Source organism: Streptomyces prunicolor NBRC 13075 (assembly GCF_000367365.1).
GTDB lineage: Bacteria > Actinomycetota > Actinomycetes > Streptomycetales > Streptomycetaceae > Streptomyces > Streptomyces prunicolor.
Genome location: NZ_BARF01000135.1, coordinates 23211 through 49567 on the forward strand (window position 1 = coordinate 23211; position 26357 = coordinate 49567).

The 26357-nt window shown below is 69.7% G+C and carries 25 protein-coding genes and 1 tRNA gene; 14 read left to right on the forward strand and 12 right to left on the reverse strand.

Features of this window, described 5'->3' with window-relative positions; all coding sequences use genetic code 11:
* Positions 1–69 precede the first annotated feature (69 nt).
* Both SPR02S_RS61330 and SPR02S_RS50170 read right to left on the reverse strand, forming a co-directional pair.
* A complete protein-coding gene (locus SPR02S_RS61330; protein ID WP_078623249.1) occupies positions 70–2793 on the reverse strand; it encodes an SUKH-4 family immunity protein in 2724 nt (907 codons plus the stop codon).
* Positions 2794–2801: 8 nt separating this feature from the next.
* Positions 2802–3827 carry an SMI1/KNR4 family protein gene (locus tag SPR02S_RS50170; protein WP_026151637.1) on the reverse strand — a complete coding sequence of 342 codons (1026 nt, stop codon included), beginning with the start codon at positions 3825–3827 and terminating at the stop codon, positions 2802–2804.
* Between the two features lie 384 nt (positions 3828–4211).
* Here SPR02S_RS50170 and SPR02S_RS50175 point away from each other — a divergent pair, with 384 nt between their 5' ends.
* A complete protein-coding gene (locus SPR02S_RS50175) occupies positions 4212–4751 on the forward strand; it encodes a YwqJ-related putative deaminase (protein ID WP_019064632.1) in 540 nt (179 codons plus the stop codon).
* A gap of 78 nt (positions 4752–4829) precedes the next feature.
* Positions 4830–5324 carry an SUKH-3 domain-containing protein gene (locus tag SPR02S_RS50180; protein ID WP_019064633.1) on the forward strand — a complete coding sequence of 165 codons (495 nt, stop codon included), beginning with the start codon at positions 4830–4832 and terminating at the stop codon, positions 5322–5324.
* Positions 5325–5559: 235 nt separating this feature from the next.
* Here the strand turns inward: SPR02S_RS50180 and SPR02S_RS50185 are convergent, their stop codons facing one another.
* The gene (locus SPR02S_RS50185; protein WP_019064634.1) at positions 5560–6891 is read right to left on the reverse strand and encodes a sensor histidine kinase; all 1332 of its coding nucleotides are present in this window, start codon (positions 6889–6891) and stop codon (positions 5560–5562) included.
* 195 nt (positions 6892–7086) lie between these two features.
* On the opposite strand from SPR02S_RS50185, the gene SPR02S_RS50190 reads away from it, so the two are divergent.
* The 6 genes from SPR02S_RS50190 to SPR02S_RS50215 all read left to right on the forward strand — a co-directional run bounded on the left by SPR02S_RS50190 (position 7087) and on the right by SPR02S_RS50215 (position 11872).
* A tRNA-Gln gene (locus tag SPR02S_RS50190) sits at positions 7087–7158 on the forward strand.
* Positions 7159–7322: 164 nt separating this feature from the next.
* The gene (gene glmU, locus SPR02S_RS50195) at positions 7323–8768 is read left to right on the forward strand and encodes a bifunctional UDP-N-acetylglucosamine diphosphorylase/glucosamine-1-phosphate N-acetyltransferase GlmU (protein ID WP_026151638.1); all 1446 of its coding nucleotides are present in this window, start codon (positions 7323–7325) and stop codon (positions 8766–8768) included.
* Between the two features lie 77 nt (positions 8769–8845).
* Positions 8846–9826, forward strand: a complete 981-nt coding sequence (locus SPR02S_RS50200) for a ribose-phosphate diphosphokinase (RefSeq protein ID WP_019064636.1) — start codon at positions 8846–8848, stop codon at positions 9824–9826.
* 279 nt (positions 9827–10105) lie between these two features.
* Positions 10106–10690, forward strand: coding sequence for a 50S ribosomal protein L25/general stress protein Ctc (locus SPR02S_RS50205; RefSeq protein ID WP_019064637.1), 585 nt, complete (start codon positions 10106–10108; stop codon positions 10688–10690).
* A gap of 69 nt (positions 10691–10759) precedes the next feature.
* Complete coding sequence (gene pth / locus SPR02S_RS50210) at positions 10760–11362, forward strand: aminoacyl-tRNA hydrolase (protein ID WP_019064638.1); 603 nt, start codon at positions 10760–10762, stop codon at positions 11360–11362.
* Positions 11363–11425: 63 nt separating this feature from the next.
* Complete coding sequence (locus tag SPR02S_RS50215) at positions 11426–11872, forward strand: hypothetical protein (protein ID WP_106437175.1); 447 nt, start codon at positions 11426–11428, stop codon at positions 11870–11872.
* Between the two features lie 65 nt (positions 11873–11937).
* On the opposite strand, the gene ppc is transcribed toward SPR02S_RS50215, so the two are convergent.
* Positions 11938–14670 (reverse strand): phosphoenolpyruvate carboxylase, encoded by a 2733-nt coding sequence (gene ppc, locus SPR02S_RS50220; RefSeq protein ID WP_019064640.1) that lies wholly within the window; start codon positions 14668–14670, stop codon positions 11938–11940.
* Between the two features lie 307 nt (positions 14671–14977).
* Here ppc and SPR02S_RS50225 point away from each other — a divergent pair, with 307 nt between their 5' ends.
* Together SPR02S_RS50225 and SPR02S_RS50230 are read left to right on the forward strand one after the other, a co-directional pair.
* The gene (locus SPR02S_RS50225) at positions 14978–15994 is read left to right on the forward strand and encodes an acyl-CoA desaturase (RefSeq protein ID WP_019064641.1); all 1017 of its coding nucleotides are present in this window, start codon (positions 14978–14980) and stop codon (positions 15992–15994) included.
* Complete coding sequence (locus SPR02S_RS50230; RefSeq protein WP_019064642.1) at positions 15991–16668, forward strand: TetR/AcrR family transcriptional regulator; 678 nt, start codon at positions 15991–15993, stop codon at positions 16666–16668. Before SPR02S_RS50225 ends, SPR02S_RS50230 begins: the two co-directional genes overlap by 4 nt.
* A 65-nt stretch (positions 16669–16733) precedes the next feature.
* Here SPR02S_RS50230 and SPR02S_RS61335 read toward each other — a convergent pair whose 3' ends face one another.
* From SPR02S_RS61335 to SPR02S_RS50245, 3 genes are all read right to left on the reverse strand, one after another.
* The gene (locus SPR02S_RS61335) at positions 16734–16907 is read right to left on the reverse strand and encodes a CsbD family protein (protein ID WP_019064643.1); all 174 of its coding nucleotides are present in this window, start codon (positions 16905–16907) and stop codon (positions 16734–16736) included.
* A gap of 90 nt (positions 16908–16997) precedes the next feature.
* Entirely contained in the window at positions 16998–17360 is a 363-nt protein-coding gene (locus SPR02S_RS50240; protein WP_019064644.1) for a VOC family protein, read from the reverse strand.
* Between the two features lie 3 nt (positions 17361–17363).
* Positions 17364–18167: a trans-aconitate 2-methyltransferase gene (locus SPR02S_RS50245; protein WP_019064645.1), complete on the reverse strand. Its 804-nt coding sequence runs from the start codon at positions 18165–18167 to the stop codon at positions 17364–17366.
* A 104-nt stretch (positions 18168–18271) separates the two neighbouring features.
* Between SPR02S_RS50245 and SPR02S_RS50250 the strand changes: the two genes are divergently transcribed.
* Positions 18272–18769: a MarR family winged helix-turn-helix transcriptional regulator gene (locus tag SPR02S_RS50250; RefSeq protein WP_019064646.1), complete on the forward strand. Its 498-nt coding sequence runs from the start codon at positions 18272–18274 to the stop codon at positions 18767–18769.
* On the opposite strand, the gene SPR02S_RS50255 is transcribed toward SPR02S_RS50250, so the two are convergent.
* Positions 18728–19495 carry a LuxR C-terminal-related transcriptional regulator gene (locus tag SPR02S_RS50255; RefSeq protein WP_019064647.1) on the reverse strand — a complete coding sequence of 256 codons (768 nt, stop codon included), beginning with the start codon at positions 19493–19495 and terminating at the stop codon, positions 18728–18730. The two genes, SPR02S_RS50250 and SPR02S_RS50255, sit on opposite strands and share 42 nt — an antisense overlap.
* Positions 19496–19756: 261 nt before the next feature.
* On the opposite strand from SPR02S_RS50255, the gene SPR02S_RS50260 reads away from it, so the two are divergent.
* Positions 19757–20221: a GNAT family N-acetyltransferase gene (locus tag SPR02S_RS50260; protein ID WP_020684300.1), complete on the forward strand. Its 465-nt coding sequence runs from the start codon at positions 19757–19759 to the stop codon at positions 20219–20221.
* On the opposite strand, the gene SPR02S_RS50265 is transcribed toward SPR02S_RS50260, so the two are convergent.
* The 4 genes from SPR02S_RS50265 to galT all read right to left on the reverse strand — a co-directional run bounded on the left by SPR02S_RS50265 (position 20208) and on the right by galT (position 24197).
* A complete protein-coding gene (locus SPR02S_RS50265; protein ID WP_019064649.1) occupies positions 20208–20846 on the reverse strand; it encodes a Uma2 family endonuclease in 639 nt (212 codons plus the stop codon). The two genes, SPR02S_RS50260 and SPR02S_RS50265, sit on opposite strands and share 14 nt — an antisense overlap.
* A 156-nt stretch (positions 20847–21002) precedes the next feature.
* Positions 21003–22154 carry a galactokinase gene (galK, locus tag SPR02S_RS50270; RefSeq protein ID WP_019064650.1) on the reverse strand — a complete coding sequence of 384 codons (1152 nt, stop codon included), beginning with the start codon at positions 22152–22154 and terminating at the stop codon, positions 21003–21005.
* 22 nt (positions 22155–22176) lie between these two features.
* Positions 22177–23139 (reverse strand): UDP-glucose 4-epimerase GalE, encoded by a 963-nt coding sequence (galE, locus tag SPR02S_RS50275; protein WP_019064651.1) that lies wholly within the window; start codon positions 23137–23139, stop codon positions 22177–22179.
* Positions 23139–24197: a galactose-1-phosphate uridylyltransferase gene (gene galT / locus SPR02S_RS50280; RefSeq protein ID WP_019064652.1), complete on the reverse strand. Its 1059-nt coding sequence runs from the start codon at positions 24195–24197 to the stop codon at positions 23139–23141. Before galT ends, galE begins: the two co-directional genes overlap by 1 nt.
* A 146-nt stretch (positions 24198–24343) precedes the next feature.
* Here galT and SPR02S_RS50285 point away from each other — a divergent pair, with 146 nt between their 5' ends.
* Together SPR02S_RS50285 and SPR02S_RS50290 are read left to right on the forward strand one after the other, a co-directional pair.
* Positions 24344–26023: a sodium:solute symporter family protein gene (locus SPR02S_RS50285; protein WP_019064653.1), complete on the forward strand. Its 1680-nt coding sequence runs from the start codon at positions 24344–24346 to the stop codon at positions 26021–26023.
* A 21-nt stretch (positions 26024–26044) separates the two neighbouring features.
* On the forward strand, positions 26045–26357 hold a 313-nt coding region (locus SPR02S_RS50290), incomplete at its 3' end, for a hypothetical protein (protein WP_019064654.1).

Sequence of the window (26357 nt, forward strand, 5' to 3'; positions counted from 1 at the left end):
ACAAAAGGGCTGGACCCGATCACACGACCGGGTCCAGCCCTTCAATACAGCCTGTTCAGCGGATCGGGGTCACAACAACCCGTCCCACATCTGCTCCAGCAACACCGACCACCAGCTCTCCGGCGACCCCAGCGCCGCCGGATCCAGCGAAGCGAGCTGCGCCTGGAAGTCGACGGTCCAACGGCCCGCCTGCTCCTGGTTCAACCCGTACCGCAGCCGCCACATCCGGCCGAGCAGCGCCAGACAGCGCGCGAACTCGGGCAGCCCCGAGTTCACGAACTGCGGCGGTACGGGAGCACCGCCCGGCCCCGCCTCCACCGGCACGGCGACGATGTTGGCCGTGCCGTACTGGACACAGATCGCGCGGCCGAAGTCGCTGCCCATGACGAGGTACGAACCCGCGTCGGCGGACGGCCGCACCCCGCGCTCCTGCGCGAGTTCGGCCAACGTCGGTACGGGGCGCCCCGGTTGGGCCTGCGCCCAGAAGAACGGGCCCATGTCCATCGGCAGTCCCGCCGCGACCAGCGTGTGCGCGACGACCGGCGGTACGCCCTGCCGGGACACCGCCGCCTGCTCGAACCGGAACACGCCCGGCCCGAACGCGCCCGCCAGTTCCTGCGCGATCGCCTCCGGCGGGATCGGCGGCGTCGGCTGCACCGGCGGCAACGGCGCCCGCACCGGGGCGAGTCGGGCCGGCCCGTCGGCGACCTGGTGCAACTCACCCTGGTGGGCGAGGAGTTCGCGCATCCCCTGCTGCCGGCTCGCGTGATCCGTGCCGTACGGCGCGATGCTCGCGATGCGGGCCTGCGGCCACTGTTCGCGGATCATCCGCGCGCAGTACGCGCCCGGCAGCTCGCAGGACTCCAACTCCGTGTGCAGTTCGAGTACTTGGTCCGGCGGGATGTTCATGCCGCGCAGCTCGTGGAAGATCTGCCACTCCGGGTGCGGCGTCCCCGGCGCGGACCGCCGGATCAGCTGCTGCTCGGACCCGTCCGGCGCGCGGTACCGCAACACGGCCTGATAACCCGGTCCTACGGTCGGCACCCCCTGCTGCGGATAGCCGTAGGCGGGCTGCTGCTGCCCGGGGAACGGCTGCCCCGGCGGCGGCATGGCACCCGGAGGCATCGCACCGGGAGGAACCGCACCCGGCGGCATCGGCTGCGGCGGAGCGCCCTGCGGCATACCGGGGGCGCCCAACGCACCGGGCGCGCCCGGGAATTGCGGCGGCGGAGGCGCACCGGGCCCGCCCACCGGGGGCCCGGCCAGCATGGTCGCCGCGTGGTGCACGGCATCGGGGCCACCGCCCGGCGAACCGGGGGCGCCGGGAGCGCCGGAAGCACCCGGCATCCCGGGAGCGTTCGGCGACGGAGGCACACCATGTCCACCCGGAACACCGGGCGCGTGCGGCACGCCAGGGGCACCCGGCGGCTGCGGAGGCCGCGGCCCCGCTGCCCCAGGCCCACCCTGTCCCGGGTCGGCAAACATCGTCGCCGCATGGTGCACCCCACCCGGAGGCGTACCCCCGGGAGTGTTCGGCGCACCGGGCACACCGGGCGGCTGCGGAGCACCGGGCCCCGCTTGGCTGCCAGGCCCACCCGGACCGCCCAGACCCTCCGGACCGAGCCCCGAGACCATCTGCGTAGCCACGTACCCACCGCCCGGCGCCTGCGGAGGCGGCGGAGGTGAGCCAGGCGGCCGCGCACCCGGCGTCCCCGGAGCACCCGGCGGCGGAGGCGTGGTCGAGCCACCGCCCCGGCGCGGCGGAGGCGCCGCCTTGCTGGTGGCGGCGTCGGCGATGTCCCCGGCGTTGGGCGCGAGCGCCCGCCCCGGCACCCCGGGCTCAGCAGGAGGCTGAGGCACGTTACCGGCCCCGTGGGGATACCCGTACGACGACGAACCCGGCGCACCACCAGGCACCCCAGGCCCAGGCCCCTGCTGCTGCCCCTGACCTACCCCCTGCTGCTGCGAACCCCCAACCCCACCACCGGAGTTGGAATTGGAGTTGGAGTTGGAGTTGGAGTCGTCCAGCGCCGGAGCCGTTGCCGTAGGCGGGAGTTGGCTGCCCCCGGAGATCAGCGCGGTCTTGGCGTCGGGCGGGGTGTTGTCCTCGGGCTCGCTCAACGGCGGCGCGAAAACGGTCGCGGGCAGCGGTACCGAATGGTCCGCGCCGGGATCCGCGTTGGTGTCGGTGCCGGCCCAGGGCGTGGCCCCGGCAGGCACTGCGGGCGAGTCCTGCACCCCGGACCCTCCGGCGTCCGGCCACGCCGAAGCGGCGGGCACCCCGGCCTGAGTCTCCGGAAGCGCCCTCCCCCACGAACCGTGAGCCGAGGAACCCGGAGCGCCAACTCCCGCACCCTCAGCGGGAGTAGAAGGAGAAGCTGCCGCCGAAGCCGAAGCGGACTCCCCCCGCCGATCCGGAATCCCCAGCTTGTCCGCCGCCTCCTGCAACCACTCCGGCGGACTCAACAGGAACGAGGTCTGATTCAGATCCACCCGCGCGGGAGCGACCGGTACCGCGTCGGCGATCTCGTCGGCGCGGCCGTACTCCTCCTCGTACCGGCGGATGACCTCACCCACCGGCAACGCGGGCCACAGCGTGGCCTCGCCGCTGTCGCGGGCGAGCACCAGCCGCTGCGCGCCGCCGTCCGACCGCGGCCCCTCGGCCCGGTCCTCGGCCCAGATCACGAAGCCGAGTTCGAACTCCCGCACCCGCACCTCGCGATGCTGGTACGACGGCACATCGCCGTTGATCCACTCCTCGGCGCGCTCCTGCGCCTGCGCGAAGGTCACCATCGTCTCGCTCACTCCCCCACCGAAGACGCGGAAGACGCAGAAGCCGCGGAAGAGGCCGCCGACACCGGAAGCACCGTCGCGAACCCGCCGTCCACCATCAGATTCGCCACCGTCTCCAACTCCGGGGGATTTCCCGCGAGTCGGGCGAGGAACTGATCGAAGTCGTCCCCGGCGGGCAGCAGCAGCCGTTCCACGCGCAGGGCCGGCGCCCAGGACGGATCGACGTCGCGGGCGTCGTCGTAGGCACAGAACCACACGGAACCGATCCGCTGTCCCTTCACCTTCACCGCGAGCAGGCCGCCCTGGACGAAGCCGACGGCCAGGTAGTCCTTGGTGAGGTGATCGCGCAGGCACTTATTGACATACACAAGGTCGTTGACAGCGGCCTCGTCGCGGACCGTGAAGAACGGCTGGTCGATCAGCAGCCCCAACTCGGCGTCCAGCGCGGTGCCGACGGGCGCGGAGCCGCCGGCCGCCTTGAGGAACGACCGGTAGGCGCCCGGGAGTCGGTAGCCGAGGTCCTCCTCGACGCCCTGCACCTGCGCCTCGGTCACCGCGACCGTCGACTTCGGCAGTCCGAAGTGCGCGGGGCGGGTCTCCTGGAGCGGGCGGGTGCCGCGCTTGTCGTGGGCGACGGCGGCCGTGGCGATCCCGCCGTGGTGGCGCAGCAGCGCCTTCACGTCGACGGGGACGAGTTCGAGGCGCCGGGTGCCGACCACGTGGTGCCAGGTCCAGCCGTGCGGGGTGGCCACCGCGGGCACGGTGTCCCACAGCTCGTGACCGGTCGCGGCGAGCGCCGCGTTCGCCGACACGTAGTCCGTGAGGCGCAGTTCGTCGACGCCGAAGCCCTCCGGGGGCTCGGCGATCTCCGCGACCGCGCGCGCGTACGGCGAGAAGTCGGGGTAGCCGTGCTCGTCCATCCGCACCCCTCTGGGGTGACGGGCCGCCCGGACCGGGTCCGGGAAGTGCACGACCTGCCCGGCGTAGGCCGCGTTCGGTGGCGCGGCTCGCTGCCCGAGCCGACCTGTCGTCATGGCGGTTGCCCCCTGCGGCATTCAGTACGATTCACAGCGGCCGCATGTCCAACTCGCCCCACTGTGCCCCGTATCGACTGTCTCGTCTTCTTGACGTCTTAGTTCGACCGTCTCCCCGCGTGTCTCCACGCGTCGACCGCGTGGATCGCGGTGCGGACAGCCTATGCGGTACGGCGACACGGGTCACCGGCAGCGGTCGGCCGCACCCGCTCACCGCAACCGTCACCGAACGCACCGCACTCGTCACCGAACCCCCACTTCCGTGACCTGACGTCACTCCGTCGTGACAGCCCGCCGAAGCCCTGGCGTGTCGCACCGCCCCAGCTACCGCACCAGCCACGGCATTTGGCACTCTGTGACCCGCCGGGGGATGCTCGGGAGGGGATGACGATCATGAACGCGACGCAGACGGGACCGCACACCGGGGCGCACACCGGACCTTCGGGCGACCCCCGGGTCGGCTGGAGCGCCACCGAGGCACGGCAGGCGCCGGCCCTCAGCCACCGCCGTGACGGCATACTTCCGACCGTCGCCGCCGCCCTCTCCGTGCGCGGCGCCACCACCCTCACCGGCACCGCCGCCCGCGGCGACCAGGCGCCCGCGCTGCACCCGCTCGTGCAGGACTTCCTCGACACCCTCACCAGCGCCCAGCGCGACCGTTTCACCGGCCGCTGCGCCGAGGCGATCCTCATCTCCCGGCACATCACCACCGCCGACGAGGCCCGCAGCAAACGCGCCGCGCGCAAGCCGATGACCAACGGCGAGGCCCGCAAGACCCTCAAGCAGGCCAAGCTCACCGCCCGCCGCATCCGCGAGGACGGCGACCCCCTGCACGGCAGCTTCGCGACCCCCTGCCGGGCCTGCACAGCCCTGAGCGACCATTTCGGCGTCCGAGTAGTGGACCCCGCAACGGAACCCGGCTGACCCCACCCCCGCCACACACAGACGACGGCACAACCACTCCACCGCACAACCGCCCCTGACGCCGACGATCGAAGGCAGATGCAAGCCGACCGCCACTACTCCACGCGCTTCTCCGTACCCGTCGACGCCGCCCTGCGCGACGCCGGCTGGCAGCCCGGCCGCTGGGACATAAAACAGGCCGAGATCTGGGCGGACACCCTGCGCGACCACACCTCGCCCGCAGGACACCAGCACGCCGTGTTCCCGGCGGCGGTGGAGGCCTGGGCCGAGTTCGGCGGCCTGCGCATCACACCCTCCGGCCCAGGCCGCCAGATCTCCCCGGTCGCACTCCACCTGGACCCCCTCCACGGCCTCCACATGGCCCGCACCCTCGGCGACCTGGGCCGAGCCCTGGACACCGACGTCAGCCCCCTGGGCGAGGAGCCGGACACCCAGTCCCTCCTGGCCATCGACGCCGAGGGCCGCGTCTACGCCCTCGACCACACCGGCGACTGGTACCTGGGCCCAACCATCGACCAGGCCCTGGCCACCCTGATCTCAGGCATAGAGCCGGTACGCCTGACGGCGGGCTGACCTGAGCCCAGCGGACGGCAGGCCACGTACGGCGGCAAGGTGTCGTGTCGGGGGGTGTCCGCCCGCAGCGGTCGGCGCTCAACACCGTCGTCCTCTTGAGGAACGTTCCCGCGCCGATCCGAGGACGGAGACCCCCCGGCGCGGCACCGACCGATAACAACGAGGCCGCACCCCCAACTACCCAGGGGCGCGAGGAACTGCGCGACCAGCCCCCACCGGACCCGCACCCGACAACTCAAGCCGCCGGAATCACCGCAGACACCCGAAACCCACCCGCATCCGTAGGCCCCGAAACAAACACCCCACCCAACGCCAGCACCCGCTCCCGCATCCCCACCAGCCCGTTCCCCCCAGAGGGCAACCGCGCCGCCGAAGCAGACGCCAGCTCAGGCGGCGGCTCATTCTCGACCTGCATCGCGATCTCCGACACCCGATGCGCAAGCCGTACATGCGTCTTCGCACCCGCCGCATGCTTGTGGACGTTCGTCAACGCCTCCTGCACCACCCGGTACGCGGTCTGCTCGATCTCCGCCGCGTAAGACCGGGTCTCACCCTCCACGGACAGATCCACAGCCATCCCGGCCGCCGCAGACTGCCCAAGCAACTCGTCCACATCGGACAGACAGGGCCCGTCACCCGGAACCGCACCCGCCCCCTCGTCATCAACGGCCCGCGAAGCCGCAGCCGCAGCAGCCACCCCCACCGCGACCAACGGCACGGCCGCCGCCCGCTCCCGCGCGTCCCGCCCGTCCCCGCTCCTCAACACCCCGAGCATCTCCCGGAGTTCGGTGAGCGCCTGCCGCCCCATGTCCCCCACGAGCGCCGCGTTCTTGACGGCCTTCTCCGGATCCTTCCGAGCCACCGCCTGAAGCGCCGCCGCATGCACGACCATCAGACTCACCCGATGGGCGACGACGTCGTGCATCTCCCGCGCGATCCGGGTCCGCTCCTCACCCCGCGCCCACTCGGCCCGCTCCTCGGCCCGCTCCGCGAGGAGCTGGAGCTCCCGCTCCAGACTGTCCGCACGCTCCCGGAGACTCTCCATCAGCCGGCGCCGGGCGCCCACGTACATCCCGAGCAGCACAGGCGGCGCGGTCATCCCGACCGCGATGGAGATCGAGGCGAACGGGACGAACCAGTCCCCGAGTTCCCACGTCCCCCGCTGCATGTCCTGCCGTACCCGCACGAACATGACGATGAGCATGCCGAGGAAGGACATCCCGGCCAGCGACCCGATGATCCGGCGCGGCAGTTCGGACGCGGCGAGGGTGTAGAGACCGACGATGCCCATCAGGTAGCCCATCTGGGCCGGGGTGATGGCGATGGAGACGAGCACGACCGCGATCGGCCACTTCCGGCGGACGATCAGCGCCGACCCGGCCAGCACCCCGAAGACGACTCCCACCGCGGCCGGAATCCCCGCGTCGTGCGCGAACCGAACGCCTTCCGCCCCGCACTCCACGGCGGACCCCGCCGCGAGCCCCGTGTCCAGCACCGCACTGCGCCACCTGGTCCACCACCCCGGCCCTCCCCGGGCCGTGGCATGGTCTTCCCCCGTCGTGGTCATGCCTCCAGCCTACGGGCGCCGGCGCCCGGTTTTCCGGCGAGTTTCCGTGCACCGACCTCCACCACAGCCCGTAATCGGACAGCCACGAACCCACTCACCCACGACAAGTCCCGTCGCACGGAGGGCATCGCGTACGGCATAGTGTTCTGTGCCCACTCGGCGACCAGGCTAAATGTCCGGTTCTCACGAGTTTGATCCCCCGTGGTGTAATTGGCAGCACCGTGGCTTTTGGTGCCATTTGTCCGGGTTCGAGTCCTGGCGGGGGAGCAAAAACCGATCGCAACTGATCGACATCTGAGCAACCCCCTCTCCCAGCACCCCACTTCGGGCCCTGACAGCACTGTCAGGGCCCACTCTCATGTCCCCCATGAAACGCCCCGGTATCCTGCGAATGTCCACCCCCCAGCATTCCGAAGCCGAAGGGCAAACCCGTGAGCGCCATTCGCCCGGCAGCCGTCGTCGTCCTCGCAGCGGGTGAGGGCACCCGTATGAAGTCGGCCACACCGAAGGTCCTGCACGAGCTCTGCGGCCGGACCCTCGTCGGTCATGTGCTGGCCGCCGCCCGCGAGTTGGAGCCGGAGAACCTGGTCGTCGTCGTGGGCCACGCCCGCGAGCAGGTGACCGCGCACCTCGGCGCGACCGACCCCGGCGTACGGACCGCGGTCCAGGCCGAGCAGAACGGCACCGGGCACGCCGTACGCATGGCGCTCGAAGAGCTCGGCACCGTCGACGGCACCGTGGTCGTCGTCTGCGGCGACACCCCCCTCCTCCGCGGCGAGACCCTGCGCGCCCTCACCGCCAACCACTCCGCCGACGGCAACGCGGTGACCGTCCTGACCGCCGAGGTCCCGGACGCGACCGGCTACGGCCGGATCGTCCGCGACGGCGCCTCCGGTGCCGTCACCGCGATCGTCGAGCACAAGGACGCCTCCGACTCGCAGCGCGCGATCCGCGAGATCAACTCCGGAGTCTTCGCGTTCGACGGGCAGTTGCTCGCCGACGCGCTCGGCAAGGTACGGACCGACAACAGCCAGGGCGAGGAGTACCTCACCGACGTCCTCGGCATCCTGCGCGAGGCCGGGCACCGGGTCGGCGCCTCCGTCGCGGACGACCACCGCGAGATCGCCGGCATCAACAACCGCGTCCAGCTCTCCGAGGCGCGCCGCATCCTGAACGACCGGCTGCTGACCGAGGCCATGCTCGCCGGCGTCACCGTCATCGACCCGGCGACGACCTGGATCGACGTCGACGTCACCTTCGGCCAGGACGCGATCGTCCACCCCGGCACCCAGCTGCACGGCACCACCCACATCGCCGAGGGCGCCGAGGTCGGCCCCAACACCCGCCTGACGGACACCACCGTCGAGGCCGGCGCCCGCGTCGACAACACCGTCGCCGTCAGCTCGCACATCGGCCCGCAGGCGTCCGTCGGCCCGTTCGCCTATCTCCGCCCCGGCACCCGGCTCGGCGCCAAGGGCAAGATCGGGACGTACGTCGAGACGAAGAACGCGACGATCGGCGAGGGCACGAAGGTTCCGCACCTCTCCTATGTCGGGGACGCGACGATCGGCGACTACACCAACATCGGTGCCGCCAGCGTCTTCGTGAACTACGACGGCAAGGACAAACACCACACCACCGTGGGGTCGCACTGCCGCACGGGTTCGGACAATATGTTTGTGGCACCCGTCACGGTCGGGGACGGCAGTTACACCGCCGCCGGCTCCGTGATCACGAAGGACGTACCGCCCGGTTCGCTGGCCGTGGCCCGTGGCCAGCAGCGGAATATCGAGGGTTGGGTGGCCCGCAAGCGTCCGGGCAGCGCGGCGGCGAAGGCCGCGGAAACGGCTTCCCGCCAGGGCGAGAGCGAGAACTGACCGGAAACGGGCGCGTCGAACACGGCGTACCGTGATAAACGCACACCCAGTTGAATGACCTCTGAGGAGACAGTGCTGTGACCGGGATCAAGACGACCGGCGAGAAGAAGATGATGTTCTTCTCCGGCCGCGCCCACCCCGAGCTTGCCAAGGAGGTCGCCCAGCAGCTGGGTGTCGGGGTAGTCCCGACGAAGGCCTTCGACTTCGCGAACGGCGAGATCTACGTCCGCTTCGAGGAGTCGGTGCGCGGTGCGGACTGTTTCGTGATCCAGAGCCACACGGCTCCGATCAACCAGTGGGTCATGGAGCAGCTGATCATGATCGACGCGCTCAAGCGCGCGTCGGCCCGCTCCATCACCGTCATCGTGCCCTTCTACGGCTACGCCCGCCAGGACAAGAAGCACCGCGGCCGCGAGCCGATCTCGGCCCGCCTCATCGCGGACCTGATGAAGACGGCGGGTGCGCACCGCATCCTCACCGTCGACCTGCACACCGACCAGATCCAGGGCTTCTTCGACGGCCCCGTGGATCATCTGTTCGCCCTCCCGCTCCTCGCGGACTATGTGGGCAGCAAGGTCGACCGCAGCAAGCTGACCGTCGTCTCCCCGGACGCCGGCCGCGTACGCGTCGCCGACCGCTGGTGCGACCGCCTGGGCGCGCCCCTCGCGATCGTGCACAAGCGGCGCGACAAGGACGTGGCGAACCAGGTGACCGTCCACGAGGTCGTCGGCGAGGTCAAGGGCCGCGTCTGCGTCCTGGTCGACGACATGATCGACACCGGCGGCACGATCTGCGCCGCCGCGGACGCCCTGTTCGCGCACGGCGCGGAGGACGTCATCGTGACGGCCACCCACGGCGTGCTCTCCGGCCCCGCCGCGGACCGCCTGAAGAACTCCCGCGTCAGCGAGTTCGTCCTCACCGACACCCTCCCCACCCCGGGCGAGGTAGGCGCCGACCTCGACAAGATCACGGTCCTGTCGATCGCCCCGACCATCGCGAGCGCGGTCCGAGAGGTCTTCGAGGACGGCTCGGTCACGAGCCTCTTCGACGAACACTAGGCGCTCCGCTGGAAGGGCCGCGATATGCCGTCGATTGTCTGCGGCTTCGTCGTGGCTGGTCGCGCAGTTCCCCGCGCCCCTTTGGGGCGCTCGTGAACCGGCGCTTCAAGAAGATCGATTTCCGGTACGGCCTCCCTGCCGAGTAAGCTGCCCAAGTTGCTCGGCGAGGGAGGCCGTACCGGTTTTCGGTTACGGCGGTCCGTTATCGACGCGCTCTTCGTAGCAGGCCGATGTTCGGCCGGGTGACCACCTTCCCCGACTGTTCTACGAGGAGTGACCATGGCCGACGTCAAGCTCGCCGCCGAGACCCGCACCGAGTTCGGCAAGGGCGCCGCCCGCCGTATCCGCCGTGACAAGAAGGTCCCCGCCGTGGTCTACGGCCACGGTGTCGACCCGCTGCACATCACCCTGCCGGGCCACGAGCTTCAGCTCGCCCTGCGTACCCCGAACGTCCTGCTCACCCTGGACATCGAGGGCACGACCCAGCTCGCGATCCCGAAGGCCGTCCAGCGTGACGCCATCAAGGGCTACCTCGAGCACGTCGACCTGCTCACCGTGAAGAGCGGCGAGAAGGTCACCGTCGAGGTCTACGTCCACACCGAGGGCGAGCTGGCTCCGGGTTCGTTCCTGCTGGAGCACGTGCTGAGCACGATCACCGTCGAGGCCGAGGCCACGCACATCCCCGAGTCGGTCACCGTGTCCATCGCGGGCCTGGAGGCCGGTGCCGCCATCGCCGCCAAGGACATCCCGCTCCCGGCCGGCACCACCCTGGCGATCGACGAGGACGCGGTCGTCCTCCAGGTCCTGGCCGCCCAGGCGGAGGAGGCGTCCGCGGACGCCGACGCCGAGGCCACCGAGGCCTGATCCTCACCTTCACCGCTGTGTCAGCCGCTGTTCCCACCGGGAGCAGCGGCTGGCGCGTATCAAGGAGATATGGACGTGACGACCGACGCCAATGCCCCCTGGCTGATCGTGGGACTCGGCAACCCCGGCCCCGAGTACGCCAACAACCGGCACAACGTGGGCTTCATGGTGGCCGACCTGCTGGCCGAGCGGATCGGCGGCAAGTTCAAGCGGGCCGGTAAGGCACAGGCGCAGGTCCTGGAGGGCCGGATCGGAGCGCCGGGTCCGGCGAGCCGCCGGGTCGTCCTCGTCAAGCCGACGTCGTTCATGAACCTGTCGGGTGGCCCGGTCAACGCGCTGCGCGACTTCTACAAGGTGCCGCTCGCGAACATCGTCGCCGTCCACGACGAGCTGGACATCGACTACGGCACCCTCCGCCTCAAGCTCGGCGGCGGCGACAACGGCCATAACGGCCTGAAGTCGATGACGAAGGCGATGGGCCCGGACTACCACCGGGTGCGCTTCGGCATCGGACGCCCGCCGGGCCGGATGCAGGTCGCCGACTTCGTACTGAAGGACTTCTCCTCGACGGAGCGCAAGGAACTGGACTTCCTGGTGGACCGGGCGACCGACTCCGTGGAGTGTCTGGTGAGCGAGGGCCTGGAGCGGGCGCAGAGCGCGTACAACTCCTGACTTGACCGACTTGTCAGTCACCGGAGTTGACCGCGTGTACAGGTATGGCCAATGATCCCCGCCATGAACTTCGGACGGCTCGCGGCGATGGGCACGGTCGCCCTGCTGATCCTGATCGCCGGGATCTGGGGTTCCTGGCCGACCGCGCACAACGTGATGCTGACCAAGGGCCGCGAGAGCGGCACGATCGAGGTCACCGCGTGCGGCGACGACACCTGCACCGGCCCGTACGCCCCGGTCTCGACGGGATCGAAGGCCCGCGCCAAGGTCGTCATCGAGCACACGGTCGCGGTGAAGAAGGGCCAGACGTACGCCGTGGTCGTGAAGCCCGGCACCGACGAGGTCATGCGCTCCGGTCCCGCCGGCATCCTCTACGCCTGGGTCCCGCTCGGCGGCGCCCTGTTGCTCGCCTCGGTGGTGGTCGCGGGCGGCCTACGGCTGACCCGGGCCGCGTGGGTGTTGGCCGGGTCGGGGTTCGTGCTGCTGACGGCGGCGTTCCTGGCGCTCTGAACGACGAACGAGGGGTGCCCCCGAGCTTCTACGACAGCTCGGGGGCACCCCTCGTTCGTATCCGGTCAGCCGGTGTTGCGCAGGCCCGCCGCCACACCGTTGACGGTGAGGAGCAGGGCGCGGCTCAGCAGCGGGTCGGGCTCGGCGCCGGCCGCCGCCTCGTCGCGCTGGCGCTTCAGCAGCGTCACCTGGAGGTAGGAGATCGGGTCGAGGTAGGCGTCGCGGATGGTGAACGTCTGCTTCAACACCGGGGTGGCGTCGAGGAGTTCGGTCTCACCGGTGACGCGGAGCACCTCGGCGACGGTCAGATCGTGCTCGGCCCTGATCGTGTCGAAGACGTGCTTCAGCTCGTCCGGGACGAGGGTGTCGACGTAGTGCTGGGCGATCCGCAGGTCCGTCTTCGCGAGGGTCATCTCGACGTTGGAGATGAAGTTGCGGAAGAAGTGCCACTGCTCGTGCATCTCGTCGAGCACGGTGTCGAGACCGGCTTCGCGCAGCGCCTTCAACCCTGAACCCACGCCGTACCAGCCGGGCACGATCTGCCGGGACTGGGTCCAGCCGAACACCCACGGGATGGCGCGCAGTCCGTCGAGCGAGACGCCCGAGCCGGGGCGGCGGGAGGGCCGTGAGCCCAGGTGCAGATCGGCGAGCTGGTCCACCGGCGTGGAGGCGAGGAAGTAGGTCGGCAGGTCCGGGTCCTCGACCAGCCTGCGGTAGGCGGCGTGGGCGGCGTCGCTGACCAGGTCCATGGCCGCGTCCCAGCGGGCGAGGGCCTCGTCGGACTGGCGGGGCGAGGTGTGCAGGGCGGAGGCCTGGAGGGTTGCCGCGACGGTCAACTCCAGGTTCTCGCGGGCCAGTGACGGCACGAGGTACTTGTCGGAGATGACCTCGCCCTGCTCGGTCACCTTGATCTCGCCCTCCAGGGTGCCCCAGGGCTGGGCGAGGATCGCGTCGTGGGACGGACCGCCACCGCGGCCGACCGTGCCACCGCGACCGTGGAACAACCTCAGCCGCACCCCATACCGGTGCGCCACGTCACGCAGCCGCCGCTGCGCCCGGTGGATCTCCCACTGACTCGTCGTAATGCCACCGAACTTGGAGGAGTCGGAGTATCCGAGCATGACCTCCTGGACATCGCCCCGCAGCGCCACGAGCCGCCGGTAGGACGGGTCGGAGAGCATGTCCTCAAGGATCGTGTCGGCGGCCTTGAGCTCGTCCGTGGTCTCAAGGAGCGGCACGATGCCGACCTTCGCCCACCCGGCGTGCAGGTCGATCAGCCCGGCCTCGCGGGCGAGGACGGCGGCCGCGAACACGTCGTCGGCGCCCTGGCACATCGAGATGATGTACGACTCGATGACCTCGGGCCCGAACACGGCGAGGGCCTTCTTGACGGTCTCGAAGACGCCGAGGGTCTTCTCACCGGCCGCGTCGACGGGCGCGGGGGTCGGAGCCAACGGCCTCCTCGACCTGAGCTCCTTGGCGAGCAGCTTGGCGCGGTACTCGCGGGGCATGTCGGCGTACCGCCAGGACTCCTCGCCGAGCCGGTCGAAGAGCTGGCCGAGCGCGTGGTGGTGGGCGTCCGCGTGCTCGCGTACGTCCATGGTGGCGAGCTGGAGGCCGAACGCGCCGAGCGTGCGGATCGTACGGTCCATGCGGCCGTCGGCGAAGAGGCCGCCGCGGTGGGCGCGCAGCGAGGTCTGGATCAGGGTGAGGTCGTGCAGCAGCTCGGCGGTGCCGAGGTAGTCGCGGCCGTCCTCGTGCGGGGTGCCCTTGGCCAGGCGGCTCTTGGTGTTCTCCAGCTTCTGCCGGATGCAGGTGGCCTTGAGGCGGTACGGCTCCTCGGCGTTGAGGCGCTTGTAGCGCGGGCTGATCTCGGGCAGCAGCTCCAGGTCGGTCCGGAGGGACTCCAGCAGCTCCTCCGTCGCGCCCGTGTAGCGGATGGAGTTGGAGAGGAAGCCGCGCAGCTCGTCGATCGTCTCCAGGGCGTCGTTGATGCCGTGCTCGTGCTGGAGGATCAGGACGTCCCAGGTGACCTGCGGGGTCACGTTCGGGTTGCCGTCGCGGTCGCCGCCGATCCAGGTGCCGAAGGTGAGCGGGCGGGTGTCGTCGGGGAGCTTGACGCCGACGCGCTCCAGCTCGGCGGTGAGATCTTCGAGGACGTCTCCGACGGCGCCCGCGTGCAGCTCGTCCAGGTAGTAGATGGCGTTACGGGCTTCGTCGGCGGGCTCCGGACGCACAACGCGCAGCTCATCCGTCTGCCACACCAGGTCGATGTTCTCGGCCAGCCGGGTGTCGTAGCGGCGGCGGTCGGACTCGATGACCGGGGTCTCCAGGAGCGTGGCGATGCGCCGGAGCTTGTTGAGGACCGACCGGCGCGCGGCCTCGGTGGGGTGCGCGGTGAAGACCGGGCGGACGTTCAGGTTCTTGACCGTCTCGCGCAGGTGGTCGGGGTCGGCGTCCTTGAGGCGGTCGGCCGTACGGGCGAGGAGACCGCCCTCGGCGGCACGGCGGGCGCGCAGCTCGCGGCCGCGGTGCACCTGCTCGGTGACGTTGGCCAGGTGGAAGTAGGTGGAGAAGGCGCGGACCAGCTTGGCGGCGGTCTCCAGCTCTATGCCGCGCAGCAGCTCGGCGGCGGCCTCGCCGTCCTCCCGGGTGAGGCGGCGGACCTTCTCGACCAGTTCGAGCAGCTCGGGGCCCTCCTGCCGGACGAGGGTCTCGCCGAGCAGGTCGCCCAGTCGCCGGATGTCGGCGCGCAGCTCATTGTTGGTCGTGGTGGCCTGGTCGTCGGCACTGCTCACAGGTGCGGCTCCTTGCAGTGTTTGAAGCTCGTCTGGAGGGAACCCGGACGGCGGTCCCGCGGCGGCTGCCGCATACAGGACGGACATCCGGGAAGAAAACAGAGCGGACCGCGCTGTCCGACCGACACCCAGGATAGGTGTCCACTCTGACGCGCGGTCTCACGGGCTTCGTCCACCGGTCGGCGCGCTGCCATACTTACGTTGCCGTAGGTTACGGAACCGTAGGGAAGTCCATGCTGAACTGTTGCTGCCCGGCTCCCGCCGTCCGACGCTCCGCCTCCACCTCCGAACCCCACAGGGGACGCCCATGACCACGAGCTCCGATGTGATCGACGACGCCCCGCGGGCGAACGACGACGGCACTCCGCTCCCCGCCGCCACGCTGGGCGGCGAGAAGAAGGGGTCGCTGGAGCAGATCACTCTTCTCCTCTTCATCACCGTCCCGTTCCTGGCCCTGCTCGCGGCGGTGCCGCTGGCGTGGAGCTGGGGCGGGGTGAGCTGGCTGGACCTCGGCCTGCTGGTGTTCTTCTACTACCTGGGCTGCCACGGCGTGACGATCGGCTACCACCGGTACTTCACGCACGGTTCCTTCAAGGCGAAGCGCCCGCTGCGGATCGCCGTCGCGATCGCCGGGTCGATGGCGGTCGAGGGGCCGCTGGTGCGCTGGGTCGCCGACCACCGCAAGCACCACAAGTTCTCCGACGCGGACGGCGACCCGCATTCGCCGTGGCGCTACGGCGAGACCGTGCCGGCGCTGATCAAGGGCCTGTGGTGGGCGCACATCGCGTGGATGTTCGACGAGGAGCGCACTCCGCAGGACAAGTACGCGCCGGATCTGATCAAGGACAAGGCGATCCGGACGATCTCCCGCCACTTCATCTACTGGACGATGCTGTCGCTCGCGCTGCCGGCGCTGATCGGCGGCCTGGCCACCATGTCCTGGTGGGGCGCGTTCACCGGCTTCTTCTGGGGCTCGCTCGTCCGCGTGGCCCTGCTGCACCACGTCACCTGGTCGATCAACTCGATCTGCCACGCGGTCGGCAAGCGCCCCTTCAAGTCCCGTGACCGCTCGGGCAACGTGTGGTGGCTGGCGATCCTGTCCTGCGGCGAGTCCTGGCACAACCTGCACCATGCCGACCCGACGTCCGCGCGGCACGGTGTGGAGCGCGGCCAGCTGGACTCCTCGGCGCGGATCATCCGCTGGTGCGAGCAGCTCGGCTGGGCCTATGACGTGCGCTGGCCGTCACGCTCGCGTATCGATTCGCGCCGTATCTCCGGTACGGACGGCTCTCAGCCCCGGAAGGAGTCGGCGGAGGCGGCATGATTGACGCCGTGGCGACCGATCCCAGCAGCACCCCGAGCAACGAGAAGCCCCGACGCGCGCGCCGCACCCGGATGACGGGAGCGGAACGCCGGGCCCAGCTGCTCGAGGTCGGTCGCACGCTGTTCGCGACGAAGGGCTTCGAGGCCACGTCGGTGGAGGAGATCGCGGCGAAGGCCGGGGTCTCCAAGCCGGTGGTCTACGAGCACTTCGGCGGCAAGGAGGGCCTGTACGCGGTGGTCGTGGACCGCGAGATGCGCCGCCTCCTCGACATGGTGACCAGCTCCCTGACGGCCGGCCACCCCCGCGAACTCTGCGAGCAGGCGGCCTTCGCCCTCCTCGACTACATCGAGGAGTACACGGACGGCTTCCGCATCCTGGTCCGCGACTCCCCCATCCCCCAGTCCACGGGCTCCTTCGCGTCCCTGATCTCGGACATCGCGACCCAGGTCGAGGACATCCTGGGCCGCGAGTTCAAGAGCCGAGGCTTCGACGCCAAGCTGGCCCCCCTCTACGCCCAGGCCCTCGTCGGCATGGTCGCCCTGACCGGCCAGTGGTGGCTGGACGTCCGCCGCCCGAAGAAGGCGGAGGTGGCCGCCCATCTGGTGAACCTGGCGTGGCACGGGCTGGACGGGCTGGAGTCGAAGCCGCATTTGATAGGGCGCCGAAAAAGCTGAACCCGTAGTGCAGCAAGCAAGAGGGGCCCCTGCCGTCCGGCAGGGGCCCCTCACCGCTTCCGGCGTCAGCGCTTGAAGGCGTCCTTGGCCTTCTCCTTGGCCTGCCGAGCGTCACCCTTGGACTTCTCGGCCTGGCCCTTGGCCTTCATCGTCTCGTTGCCCACGGCCCCGCCGACCGTCTCCTTGAGCTTGCCCTTGGCCTGTTCCTTCTTGGCCTTGGCCTTCTCGTCCTTCGCCACGGTTCATCAACTCCCGGTCGGATGGAAACTCGGTACTCGGAACTCGGCGCCACCGACCGGGTAGCCACGAGGGCGAGGGACAAACACCGATCAGACTTCGGGCTCCAGGAACTCCAGCCGGTTCCCCACCGGATCCTCGGAGTAGAAGCGCCGGTACCCCGGCAGGTCCTCGTCCCAAGTGACGGGCACCCCAAGGGACTTCAGCCGGGCCGCGTACGCCTCAATGCCGGTCACCCGCAGCCCGGGATGCGCCTTCTTCGCCGGACGGAAATCCTCCTCCACCCCCAGGTGCAGCTGGACCGCCCCCGCCCCGAACCAGCACCCGCCCCGCGCCGCCAGCACAGGAGGCTTGGGGATCTCGACCATCCCGAGGACGTCGACGTAATACCCCCGCAGCGCACCCTCCGACCCAACCGGAGCCGCCAACTGCACGTGATCCACGGCCGCGAGCACCCCTCACACCCCCTTGCGGGCCACCGCGAACAAGCGCCGGAACGGGAGCACGGTGCCGTAGTCCTTCGTCGGGTACGCCTCGCGGAGCAGGTCGCGGTACTCCGTCACGAAGGCGTCCCGCGCCTCCGGGTCGTCCGCCAGGGCGGTCAGGGCGGGGCGCAGGCCCGTGCCCTTGACCCAGTCGAGGACGGGGTCCTCGCCCGCGAGGATGTGTTGGTACGTCGTCTGCCAGACGTCGGGCGCGCAGCCCAGGCGGGCCAGGTGGTCGAGGTAGACGCCGGGGGTGTGGACCGAGTCCTCGCGGCGCAGCACCTCGCCCAAGCGTCCCTTCCAGCGGGCGGTGGCGGCCAGCTCGCGCATCAGGGCGTGCAGGGGCGCGTCGATGTTGTCCGGCACCTGGAAGGCGAAGGTGCCGCCGGGCGCCAGCGCGGACACCCAGTCGCCGAACCGGTCCAGGTGCCCCGGCACCCACTGCAGCGCCGCGTTCGACACGATCAGGTCGTACGGCTCCGTCGGCGCCCAGTCCGTCGCGTCCGCGTGGGCGAAGTCGAGGCTGCCGCCGCCGGTGGTGGGGCCGGCGTAGGGGGCGGTCTGCGCGAGCATCTCGGGTGAGTTGTCGTAGCCGGTGATGTGCGCGGTGGGCCAGCGGTCGGCGAGGACGGTGGTCACGTTGCCGGGGCCGCAGCCGAGGTCGGCGATCCGGGGCGGGGTGCCGGGTACGTCGGTGACCCGGGCGAGGAGGTCGGTGAAGGGGCGGGCGCGGTGGTCGGCGTGGCGCAGGTACTGCGCGGGGTCCCAAGTCGTCATGCCGTCCACTCTCCCCGCCCACATATCTTGATGTCAAGAGACTCTGAATCAAGAGGCTTGATATCAAGAGACTTCATGTCGACACAACCACTACACTGATCGTCATGGAGGACGAGGTCGATCGGCTTGTCGCAGCGTGGCGCCGGGAGCGCCCCGACCTCGACGTGGAGCCACTTGAGGTGCTCAGCCGGGTGAGCAGACTGGCCCGGCACCTGGACCGGGCCCGCCGGCTGGCGTTCGCCGAGCACAGCCTGGAGCCCTGGGAGTTCGACGTGCTGACGGCGCTCAGGCGCGCGGGCAGCCCCTACCAGCTCTCCCCCGGCCAACTGCTGACGCAGACCCTGGTCACGTCCGGCACGATGACGAACCGTATCGACCGGCTCGCACAGAAGGGCCTGGTCGAGCGGCTCCCCGACCCCAGCGACCGCCGGGGCGTCCTGGTCCGCCTCACCGAGGAGGGCCAGGACCGCGCGGACCAGGCCCTGGCCGGCCTGCTGGCACAGGAGCGCGCGATCCTCGCGGAACTCTCCCGCGCCCAACGGGGCGAACTGGCAGGCCTGCTACGCCAGTTGACCGCCCCGTTCGACAACATCCCCGGCTAGGTCGACCGGACCCACCCCCGCACGCCTCGCCAGCGCGACCGCCGCGAGGGTGGAGTGGACGCCCAGTTTGCCGAGCACGTTTTGCATATGCGTCCGGACTGTGTGCGGGGAAAGGAACAGTCGCTCGGCGACCGCCTTGCGCCCCAGTCCGGCCACCATGCAGCGCAGCACTTCCCGTTCCCTCGGCGTGAGGGACTCCACGAGCCGCTCGCTCTCGGTGCGGTGCTTACGGGCGGCCATCAACTCCCGTAGGACGCCGGTCAGTAGGGCGGGTGGCAGGTGCGTCTCGTCGCGAAGCACCCCTCGGATGACGGTTAAAAGTCTGGACAGCGAGCAGTCCTTGGCGACCCAGCCGGAGGCCCCGGCCTGCAGGGCCAGCGCGGCCCGGCGCGGATCGTCCTTCTCGGCCAGCACGACCATCCGTACGCTCGGCTGGGCCGAACGGACCCCGGCGACCAGGGAGATCCCGTCCACCAGCCCGTCCTCGTTGCCCGCCTGTACAGGCACGGCGGGCCGGACGCCCGGCACGTTGCCGCCCAGATCGGCGTCCACGAGCAGGACGTCGAATCTGCGGCCCTCGGCGTTCGCGCGCTCCATGCAGCGCAGCGCGGCGGGACCACTGCCGGCCGCGGACACGTCGACATCGGGCTCGGCGGCCAGTGCCGCGGCGAGCGACTCGGCGAAGATGCGATGGTCGTCGACGACCAGGACTCGGATGCGAACCACGAAACCCCCTTCCCCAGGCTCCTGGTGGAGCAGGGGATACCTCATCGTCGGGAGACGAAGCGATGATTGCGGGTACGACGCCCGGGAGCGGCCTGAGCCGCACGGCCGCCGCCGTGCAGACACTGCTACCCCCACATCGGGCGTCGTACCCGACTTGTCTCGCCCCCTGAACAGCACCGGCCCCCACCGGTGCTGCTCACAGCGTACGGCTGGGGCGCAGCAGCGGAAGCTAATTTGCAGAACTGACTGTCCGACCCGTTTATGGTGGGCCGCATGTTTCGTATTGAGACGGAAGTCGACAAGGAGCGACGCGATCTGCTCCGCGCCCGGCTGCACGAAACCAACACGGCCGCGTCGCCGATGCTGCGCGCCCTGCGCGGAACCCCTCGCGAACGTGAAGTTCCGCTCCAGATCTGGGCGTTGGACGAGACGGGCGAACTGGCGGGCGGACTGGTCGGCCACACCTGGGCGGACTGGCTGCACGTGACGTACCTGTGGGTGGACGGCCGCCACCGCGGCACGGGCCTCGGCTCCCGCCTCCTCGCCGACGCGGAGCGCATCGCCCGCGACGAGCGCGACTGCGTGGCCGCCCGCCTGGAGACCTGGGACTTCCAGGCACCCGACTTCTACAAGAAGCAGGGGTACGAGGTGGTGTGCGTGATCCCGGACTATCCGCCGGGGGTCACGGAGTACACCCTGACGAAGAGCCTGGTCACAGCTCGCTGAGGGCGTCCAGGCTGATGTCGACGTCGATGTCGTACGGCAGGCTCAGGTCAAGCTTGTCGTGGTGGATGCCGGTCAGGGCGTACGTCTTGTTCACCGGGTCGATTTCGTAGACCCGCACCACCGGGTGCTGGTTGCCCTCAGCCATCTCGACCAGCCAGAAGTACGGGATACCGGCGGCGGCGTACTTGCGGGGCTTGGTGTCGCGGTCGCGAGCCTCGGAGTCCGGGGAGACGACCTCGACGGCGAGCAGGACATCCTCGGCCTGGAAGCAGGTCTGCTCCAAGCCTGTGATGGCTTCGGCACGGACGACACTGAGGTCGGGCTCAGGGCCGTTGCGGCGGTCGAGGACGACAGTCATCTCGCGGCAGACCTTCAGCTCCCCGGGGACCGTACGACGCAGGCCGGCCACCAGAAGGTCGATCATTCGACTATGGAAAATCCTCGGCGGGCTCACGAAGACGAGGCTCCCGTCGATCAGCTCGGTGTGCGGCGGGAGGTCGGGCAGGGTGAACAGGTCATCGACGGTGTACCCGTCGCGCGGTGGTACCGGCCAACGGGTGCCGGGCCCGTCGGCTGACCCGGGCGGCGGCTCGGGGGTCTGCGCGGCGATCGGCTCGGCGGTCATGGTGATTCCTCCCATGGGCGGGATTCTCGGCCTGCGCGTCCACGGTAACCGCCGGAATCCGCGAACGTCATCACAAGGGGTGACCGGCCCTGCCTGGCCGTCCCTCGGTGTCGTCGCCCCACCATCCGACGAGCGGGGGCGACAACGAGCCCGGGATCAGCTCACCCGCCGCGCCCCCGCCGAAGGCACCGCCGGGAACACGCGCGGGGCGGTGTAACCCGCCGCCGCGAACGCCTCCTCGACCGCCTTCGTCACCGTGTCCGTGTCGGCGGCCTCCACCAGGACGACCGCCGAGCCGCCGAAACCGCCGCCCGTCATCCGCGCGCCGAGCGCACCCGCGCCGACCGCCGTGTCGACCACGAGGTCCAACTCCGGGCAGGAGATGCGGAGATCGTCACGGAGGGAGGCGTGGCCCTCGGTCAGGATCGGGCCGATCGCGCGTACGTCTCCCGCGTCCAGGAGGGTGATGACCTGGTCGACCCGGTGATCGTCCGACACCACGTGGCGGACGTAGCGCTGGATCCGCTCGTCCGACAGGCGGGCCAGGGACGATGACAGATCCTCGTACGCCACGTCCCGCAGGAACGGGACGCCCAACTGCCGCGCGCCCTCCTCGCAGCCCTCACGGCGTTCCGCGTACGCGCCGTCGCCCAGCGCGTGCTTCACGCGGCTGTCGACGACCAGCAGCGAGAGGCCCTCGGACGCCAGGTCGAAGGGGATCTGACGGATCGACAGGTCCCGGCAGTCGAGGTGGAGCGCGTGGCCCTCCTCGCAGCAGGCCGAGGCCGTCTGGTCCATGATCCCGCAGGGGACGCCGACGAAGTCGTTCTCCGCGCGCTGCGAGAAACGCGCCAACTCCGGCCCCGACAGGCCCAGTTCGAAGAGGTCGTTCAGGGCCAGGGCCGTGACCACCTCAAGCGCCGCCGACGACGACAGGCCCGCGCCCGTCGGGACGGTGGAGGAGAGGTGGATGTCCGCGCCTGTCACCTCGTGGCCCGCCTCGCGGAGCACCCAGACCACACCCGCGGGATACGCGGCCCAGCTCGTGTTCGTGCGCGGGACCAGCTCGTCCACGTGCAGCTCTACGACCGGGCCCTCGATGTCCGCCGAGTGGAGGCGGAGAACGCCATCCGTACGGCGGGACACCGCCGCCACCGCCGTGTGCGGCAGGGCGAGCGGCATCACGAAGCCCTCGTTGAAGTCGGTGTACTCGCCGATCAGGTTGACCCGGCCCGGCGCGGCCCAGACGCCCTCGGGAGCCGTCCCGTACAGCGCCTCGAAGCCCTCACGTACACCCCGTACACCCACGTGCGATCCCCTAACCCTTCGATCAGTTCGATACGTTCTGTGCGAACGCCCACGCGTCCGCGACGATGCCCGCGAGATCCGCGCGGGTCGGGTTCCAGCCGAGGCGCTCCTTGGCGCGGGTCGCCGAGGCCACCAGGGTCGCCGGGTCGCCGCCGCGGCGCGGGGCCACGACCTCGGGGATCGGGTGCCCGGTGACCTGGCGGACCGTCTCGATGACCTGGCGGACGGAGAAGCCCTCGCCGTTGCCGAGGTTGCAGATCAGGTGCTCACCCGGGGTGGCCGCCTTCAGCGCGAGCAGGTGCGCGTCGGCCAGGTCCGCCACGTGGATGTAGTCACGCACGCAGGTGCCGTCCGGCGTCGGATAGTCGTCGCCGAAGACGGAGATCGCCTCGCGCTTGCCCTGCGCGACCTGGAGGACGAGCGGGATCAGGTGCGACTCGGGCTCGTGCCGCTCGCCACAACTGCCGTACGCACCGGCCACGTTGAAGTAGCGGAGCGACACCGCGCCCAGTCCGTGCGCCGCCGCCTCGCTGGTGATCATGAAGTCGACCGACAGCTTGGAGGCGCCGTACGGGTTCGTCGGGGAGGTGCGGGTGGTCTCGACGATCGGGACCTCGTCCGGCTCGCCGTACGTGGCCGCCGTGGAGGAGAAGACGAGCTTGCGGACGCCGGCCTCGCGCATGGCGGCGAGGAGGGCCATCGAGCCGCCGACGTTGTTCTCCCAGTACTTCTCCGGCTTGACGACCGACTCGCCGACCTGGGAGAACGCGGCGAAGTGCAGGACCGCGTCGTACGAGGAGTCGAGCCACTTGGCGGCGTCGCGGATGTCGCCCTCCACGAACGTGGCACCCGCCGGTACGCCCTCGCGGAAACCCGTCGAGAGGTTGTCCAGGACGGTGACCTCGTGGCCCGCCTCCAGCAGGTGCTGGGCGACCACGCTGCCGACGTATCCCGCGCCGCCCGTGACCAGGTACTTACCGCTCATCAACTCGCTACCTCTCGCAGTCGCTCGGCCGCGCGCTCCGGCGGCACGTCGTTGATGAACACGCTCATGCCGGACTCGGAACCCGCGAGAAACTTCAGCTTGCCGGACGTACGGCGAATGGTGAAAAGCTCGAGGTGGAGCGCGAAGTCGTCCCTGCTCACACCGTCGAACTCCTCCAGTGTGCCGAACGGCGCCTGGTGCCAGGCGGAGATGTACGGCGTCGGAGGCTCGCCCTCACCGAAGATCCGGTCGAAGCGCCTCAAGAGTTCCAGATAGACCTTGGGGAACTCTGTGCGGGCCGCCTCGTCCAGGCCGAGCAGATCGGGCACCCGGCGCTTGGGATACAGGTGGACCTCGTAGGGCCAGTGCGCGGCGTACGGCACGAAGGCCGCCCAGTGTTCACCCTCAAGGACGACCCGCTCACCGGCGAGTTCACGCTCCAGGACCGAGTCGAAGAGGTTCTCACCACCCGTCGCCTCCTTATGAGTTGCGAGTGAACGCAACATCAGCGCGGTGCGCGGGGTGGTGAACGGGTAGGCGTAGATCTGGCCGTGGGGATGACCGAGCGTCACGCCGATCTCTTCGCCGCGGTTCTCGAAACAGAAAACCTGCTCGACGGAGGGAAGATGCGACAGCTCCGACGTCCGGTCGGTCCACGCGTCGAGGACGAGGGCCGCCTGCTCCTCGGTCAGCGAGGCGAAGGACGCGTCGTGGTCGGAGGTGAAGCAGACCACCTCACAGCGCCCGGAGTCGCCGGCCAGCGAGGGGAAACGGTTCTCGAACACGGCGACGTCGTACGACGAGTCCGGGATCTCGCTCAGCCGGTCGCCGGTCGTCGGGCAGAGCGGGCACTGGTCGACCGGCGGATGGTAGATGCGGCCCTGGCGGTGCGAGGCGATCGCCACCGAGTCGCCGAGCAGCACGTCCCGCCGTACCTCCGAAGTGGTGACCGTGCGCTCCAGCGGGCGTCGGTCCACCGCGTCGCGCACGGTGTCGTCCCGCAGGTCGTAGTAGATGAGCTCACGACCGTCGGCCAGCCGGGTCGAGGTCTTCTTCACGCCGGGCTCTCCATCCGTACGTACATCCACGCCGCCATTCAGGCTTCACACAGAACCAAACACCGAACCGAACACATCAAACCACAAACCCCCTCAGCTGTCACCAACAAAATCAAACAAAGAACACCAAACAAGGTGAGCGCTTGATGCAGACCCCCACCTCTCTCGCCGCCGAGCTACGGCTCCCCACCAACGGGCTCGACTACGCGATCCTGGCGATCTACTTCGTGGTCGTCCTGGGTATCGGCCTGGCCGCCCGCAGATCGGTGAAGACGAGCCTCGACTTCTTCCTCTCCGGGCGTTCGCTGCCCGCCTGGATCACCGGACTCGCCTTCATCTCGGCCAACCTGGCCGCCACCGAGATCCTCGGCATGGCCGCCAACAGCGCCCAGTACGGCGCCTACACCGTCCACTGGTACTGGATCGGCGCCATCCCCGCCATGGTCTTCCTCGGCCTGGTGATGATGCCCTTCTACTACGGCTCGAAGGTCCGCTCGGTCCCCGAGTTCCTGCTGCTCCGCTTCGACAAGTGGGCACACCTGCTGAGTTCGATCCTGTTCGCCTTCGCCGCCATCCTGATCGCCGGTGTGAACCTGTACGCCCTCGCGATCGTCGTCGAGGCGCTGCTGGGCTGGCCGCAGTGGGTGGCGATCGTGGTCGCCGGTGCGTTCGTGCTCGCGTACATCACCCTCGGCGGACTGTCGTCGGCGATCTACAACGAAGTGCTGCAGTTCTTCGTGATCCTGGCCGCCCTCATCCCGATCTCCTACCTCGGCCTGAAGAAGGTCGGCGGCTGGGACGGGCTCACCCACAAGCTCGACGCGGCCCACGGCAACAACTTCACCACCGCGTGGGGCGGCACCGGCATCGGCAGCGTCAACCCGCTCGGGGCGAACTGGCTGACCATCGTCCTCGGCCTGGGCTTCGTGCTGTCCTTCGGCTACTGGACGACCAACTTCGCGGAGGTCCAGCGCGCGCTCTCCGCGAAGAACCTGTCGGCCGCTCAGCGCACCCCGCTCATCGCCGCGTATCCGAAGGTCTTCATCGTGTTCCTGGTGATGATCCCGGGGCTGGTCGCCGCGGCGCTCGTCCCGAAGATCGGCACCAGCGGCTCGGATCTGCAGTACAACGACGCGATCCCGTACCTGATGGAACAGCTGCTGCCCAACGGCGTCCTCGGCATCGCGGTCACCGGCCTCCTGGCCGCCTTCATGGCCGGCATGGCGGCCAACGTGTCGTCCTTCAACACGGTGTTCACCAACGACATCTGGGCCAAGTACGTGGTGAAGGACCGCGAGGACGCGTACTACGTGCGCTTCGGCCGCCTGATCACGGTGATCGGCGTAGCGGCGTCGGTGGGCACGGCGTTCCTGGCTTCATCGTTCTCGAACATCATGAGCTACCTCCAAACGCTGTTCTCCTTCTTCAACGTGCCGATGTTCGTCGTCTTCATCGTCGGCATGTTCTGGAAGAAGGCCACCCCGAAGTCCGGCTTTTGGGGCCTGCTCGCGGGCACGGTGACAGCGATGGTCAACTACTTCTGGATCTACAAGCAGGGGATCATCTCCATCCCCTCCGACCAGGGCGCGAACTTCGTCTCCGCGATCGCCGGGTTCGTCGCCGGTGCGGTGGTCATGTTCGTGGTGTCCCTGTTCACCCAGCCGAAGTCGGCGGAACAGCTCCAAGGCCTCGTCTACGGCACGACCAGCCCCGGCATGACCGAGGCACCGGCCGCGGGCGACGACGCGTGGTATCGCCGACCGGCCCTGCTCGGCTGGGGCGCGGTGATCCTGGCCGCCGTCTGCTACATCCCGTTCTCGTTCTAGTCGCGGGAGGATTGAGAAACCATGTCTGAACACTCAGGACACTCAGAGCACGACGTCCAGCGCGAGGTCAGTGAGCTGGAGAGCAAGTCGACGACCGCGTCCCGGCTGTTCGATCTGCGGCTGATCATCGGGGGTTTGTTCGTCGTCTACGGCGTCATCGTCACGATCGCGGGGATCAGTCCTTCGCAGGCGACGCTGGACAAGGCGGAGGGCGTCAACATCAATCTGTGGACCGGGATCGCGATGTTGCTGCTGGGGATTTTCTTCCTCGGGTGGCTGAAGCTGCGGCCCGTACCTCCGGTGGAAGTGACTACGGAGGAGGAAAAGGGGGCTT